At 70.1% G+C, this 3640-nt stretch carries 6 protein-coding genes; 2 read left to right on the top strand and 4 right to left on the bottom strand.

Features of this window, described 5'->3' with window-relative positions:
• Positions 1-820, top strand: an 820-nt coding sequence (locus BZL64_RS29130) for an RtcB family protein (protein WP_107430365.1), incomplete at its 5' end; no start/stop codon positions are given.
• An 87-nt stretch (positions 821-907) separates the two neighbouring features.
• Here the strand turns inward: BZL64_RS29130 and BZL64_RS29135 are convergent.
• From BZL64_RS29135 to BZL64_RS29140, 3 genes are read right to left on the bottom strand one after another with little or no spacing between them, the layout of a single operon-like run.
• Positions 908-1663, bottom strand: coding sequence for a tyrosine-protein phosphatase (locus BZL64_RS29135; RefSeq protein ID WP_086772148.1), 756 nt, complete (start codon positions 1661-1663; stop codon positions 908-910).
• Between the two features lie 28 nt (positions 1664-1691).
• Positions 1692-1868 carry a hypothetical protein gene (locus BZL64_RS40330; RefSeq protein WP_167396213.1) on the bottom strand — a complete coding sequence of 59 codons (177 nt, stop codon included), beginning with the start codon at positions 1866-1868 and terminating at the stop codon, positions 1692-1694.
• The gene (locus BZL64_RS29140) at positions 1865-2644 is read right to left on the bottom strand and encodes an SDR family NAD(P)-dependent oxidoreductase (protein ID WP_086772149.1); all 780 of its coding nucleotides are present in this window, start codon (positions 2642-2644) and stop codon (positions 1865-1867) included. The genes BZL64_RS40330 and BZL64_RS29140 overlap by 4 nt, the downstream gene beginning before the upstream one ends.
• A gap of 196 nt (positions 2645-2840) precedes the next feature.
• Here BZL64_RS29140 and BZL64_RS29145 point away from each other — a divergent pair, with 196 nt between their 5' ends.
• Positions 2841-3275 carry an ester cyclase gene (locus BZL64_RS29145; RefSeq protein ID WP_086772150.1) on the top strand — a complete coding sequence of 145 codons (435 nt, stop codon included), beginning with the start codon at positions 2841-2843 and terminating at the stop codon, positions 3273-3275.
• 69 nt (positions 3276-3344) lie between these two features.
• On the opposite strand, the gene BZL64_RS29150 is transcribed toward BZL64_RS29145, so the two are convergent.
• A partial coding sequence (locus BZL64_RS29150; RefSeq protein ID WP_425276081.1) for a YnfA family protein occupies positions 3345-3640 on the bottom strand: 296 nt, incomplete at its 5' end.

The raw sequence follows: 3640 nt of genomic DNA on the forward strand, positions 1-3640 counted from the left end.
CGCGACCGGGGGGTGGGACGGGTTCTGGGGACGGTTCGACGGGGTCGCCGATTCGGTCAAATTCCGTCAGGAGCGCGCCGTAAAGCAGATGGGAACGCTCGGATCCGGAAACCACTACATCGAGCTGCTGCTCGATGGTGCGGGGGCGGTCTGGCTCACGCTGCACTCCGGCTCCCGGAACATCGGCAAGGAACTCGCCGAGTTCCACATCGGCGTGGCGCAGAAGCTCCCGCACAACCAGGGCCTGATCGACCGTGATCTCGCAGTCTTCGTCGCCGACACCCCGCAGATGGCGGCGTACCGCAATGACCTGTTCTGGGCGCAGGAGTACGCGAAGTACAACCGCACGATCATGATGGCGCTCCTGAAAGACGTGGTCGGCAAGGAGTTCAAGAAGGCGAAGCCGACCTTCGAGCAGGAGATCTCGTGCCACCACAACTACGTGGCGGAGGAACGCTACGAGGGCATGGACCTGCTGGTCACACGGAAGGGTGCGATCCGGGCGGGTTCCGGTGAGTACGGGATCATTCCCGGCTCCATGGGCACGAGTTCGTACATCGTGAAGGGTCTCGGGAACGAGAAGGCCTTCAACTCGGCTTCCCATGGGGCGGGTCGGCGGATGAGCCGGAGCGCGGCCAAGCGTCGCTTCACGACGAAGGACCTGGAGGAGCAGACGCGGGGTGTGGAGTGCCGCAAGGACTCCGGCGTCGTGGACGAGATCCCGGGTGCCTACAAGCCGATCGAGCAGGTCATCGATCAGCAGCGGGACCTCGTCGAGGTGGTGGCGAAGCTGAAGCAGTTCGTCTGCGTGAAGGGCTGAGCGGCCCTGCCAGGTGGCTGGTGTCGAGGCGAGGGGGCCGGGCCGGGTGGCCCGGACCCCTTCGCTACGGGGAGATGCGCCGCGTCGTCATCCGGCGGTGGGGGCGGGCTCCAGGAGGTTCGTGCGCAGGGTCGTGGCGAGTGCCTCCGGGTCCAGGCCCAAGGCCTTTTCCACGTAGGCCTCTTGGGAGCCGTAGCGGGTGGTCAGGGCTGTCAGGTAGAGGCGCATGACCGACTCGGGGGCGTGCAGGTGGTGCGGCCAGGTGGGGGAGTCGCCGTTGTGGCGGGTGCGCCAGTCGGCGAGGAGGGCCGGGCGGGCGAGTTCGGTGAGGGTGTAGTCCTCGGTGATCTGGTCGTCGTCGATGCCCAGGAGGCCGAGGACCAGGGCGGCGAGCTGGCCGGTGCGGTCCTTGCCGGAGGCGCAGTGGAAGACGGCGGGGGCGTCCGTCCCGGCGATGAGGCGCAGGGCCTCGCGGATCTCCTGGGTGCCGTCCTCCGCGACTTCCATGTACCGCTCGGCCAGGTAGGGGCCGGGTTCGACGTCGGGTGTCTGGGCCGGCTGGTCGTAGGGGCGGTGCTCGATACTGAGGTTGCGGTACGTGAAGGAGGGGTGGGCGGGGACGCGGCCGGCGCGGTCGGCTTCCCAGGGGTGGCGCAGGTCGATGACGGTGCGGATGCCGAGGGAGAGGAAGAGGTCCCAGTCGGGGGTGTCCGGGGTCAGCTTGCCGAGGGAGTCGGAGCGGAAGAGGCGGCCGGGGCGCACGCGGTGGCGGCCGTCCGGGGTGGTGTAGCCGCCCAGGTCGCGGAAGTTGTGCAGGGCGTCGAAGGAGAGGTGTCTGTCCACGCCGGTGAGGACCGGTGAGGGCGTGGGGTCAGTTCCCGTGTTTGACGGCGTAGATCATCACGAAGGCGATGATGTGGATGCCGAAGAGGAAGTACGCGAGGAAGTACCAGACCTTGCGTTCGTCCTTGGTCTCCTGGGCCAGGCGGCGTTTCTCCGCCGCCCGTTCGGGGGTGTCCGGGGGTGCGTCGTCGCGTTCGTCCGTCATGACAGGTCCCGGTGGACCTTGGTGTTGGAGGCCTGGGCGCGGGGGCGCAGGACCAGCAGGTCGACGTTGACGTGGCTGGGGCGGGTCACGGCCCAGGTGATGGTCTCGGCGACGTCGTCGGCGGTGAGGGGCTCGGCCACGCCTTCGTAGACCTTCGCGGCGCGGTCCTCGTCCCCGCCGAAGCGGGTGAGGGCGAACTCGTCGGTCCTGACCATGCCGGGGGCGATCTCGATGACGCGGACGGGCTGCCCGACGATCTCCAGGCGGAGGGTTTCGGCGAGGACGTGGGCGCCGTGCTTGGCGGCGACGTAGCCTCCGCCGCCTTCGTAGGTGCCGTGGCCGGCGGTGGAGGAGACGACGACGACCGTGCCGTCGCCGCTCGCGATCAGCTGGGGGAGGAGGGCCTGGGTGAGGTTGAGGGTGCCGAGGACGTTCGTCTCGTACATGGTGCGCCAGTCGGCGGGGTCGCCGGTGGCGACCGGGTCGGCGCCGAGTGCTCCGCCCGCGTTGTTGACGAGGACGCCGATGGTGCGGAACGCGGTGGCGAACTCGTCGACGGCGGTCCGGTCGGTGACGTCGAGCGGGTACGCCGTGGCGGAGCCGCCCGCCGCGGTGATCTCCTCGGCCAGTGCCTCGATGCGGTCCTTGCGGCGGGCGGTGAGGACGACGCGGTAGCCGGCCGCGGCGAGCTGCCGGGCGGTGGCGGCGCCGATGCCGCTGCTCGCACCCGTGACGACGGCGATGCGGGATGCGGCGGACGGGGCGGCGGTGGCCATGGGGGCTGCTCCTCGGTTCCTCGGGCGCGATGAAAGGGGTCGAAAGCCTGCCCGGTCAGGATAGGCGGGTCAGGTCCGTGGACGGTCCGTGATCTCGGTCTCCGGACGGGCCGTGGCCGCGGCCTCTCCCGCGAGCCCGAGCGGTGCCCCGGTGGGAGACTTGAGACGGGTGATCCTCTGTTCTGGAGGAGGAGCGATGGGGCAGGCACGAGAAGTCATGGACCGGCTCACCGAGGCGCTGACGACGCGGCGGGATCTCAAGGTGATCGGCGAGCTGTACGCGCAGGACGCCGTCGCGGTGACGCCCGACGCGGGCGAGGTCCGGGGGCGGGACGACATCGTCGAGTACTGGCGGCAGATGACGGACGCGGTGCCCGACGCCACGTTCGAGTCGCTCGCGGCCTGGGAAGTGGGCGATACGGCCATCGACGAGGGACTCTTCAGCGGGCGCAACACCGGGCCGCTCCGGCTGCCCGACGGGGAGACGCTGCCCGCGACGGGCCGGGAGATCACGATCCGGGGCGTGGACATCGCGTCGGTGGAGGACGGGCGGATCGTCAGCTACCGGCTGTACTTCGACCAGCTGGACTTCCTGGGGCAGCTGGGGCTGCTGCCCGACGAGACGCCCTGAGCGACGCGCTCTGGCCATTCTTGAGTGACATGCCCTGTGTCAGACGCCCCGAGCGGGGCCTGCGGGTTGTCACTGTCCGCGGGGTGCCCACATGATCACTGCCATGCCGGCGAGGCAGATGAGGGCGCCGGTGATGTCCCAGCGGTCGGGGCGGAAGCCGTCGGCGACCATGCCCCAGGCCAGTGAACCGGCGACGAAGACACCGCCGTAGGCGGCGAGGATGCGGCCGAAGTGGGCGTCGGGCTGGAGGGTGGCGACGAATCCGTAGGCGCCGAGGGCCATGACGCCGGCGCCGATCCACAGCCGGCCGCGGTGTTCGCGGACGCCTTGCCAGACGAGCCAGGCGCCGCCGATCTCCAGGAGCG

This window comes from Streptomyces bobili (assembly GCF_002154575.1).
Classification (GTDB): domain Bacteria; phylum Actinomycetota; class Actinomycetes; order Streptomycetales; family Streptomycetaceae; genus Streptomyces; species Streptomyces bobili.

Excerpts from the sequence above, each read along its gene's own strand:
- BZL64_RS29145 (WP_086772150.1), top strand. The coding sequence starts at position 2,841 with ATGGGGCAGGCACGAGAAGTCATGGACCGGCTCACCGAGGCGCTGACG.
- BZL64_RS40330 (WP_167396213.1), bottom strand. The coding sequence starts at position 1,868 with ATGACGGACGAACGCGACGACGCACCCCCGGACACCCCCGAACGGGCG.
- BZL64_RS29140 (WP_086772149.1), bottom strand. The coding sequence starts at position 2,644 with ATGGCCACCGCCGCCCCGTCCGCCGCATCCCGCATCGCCGTCGTCACG.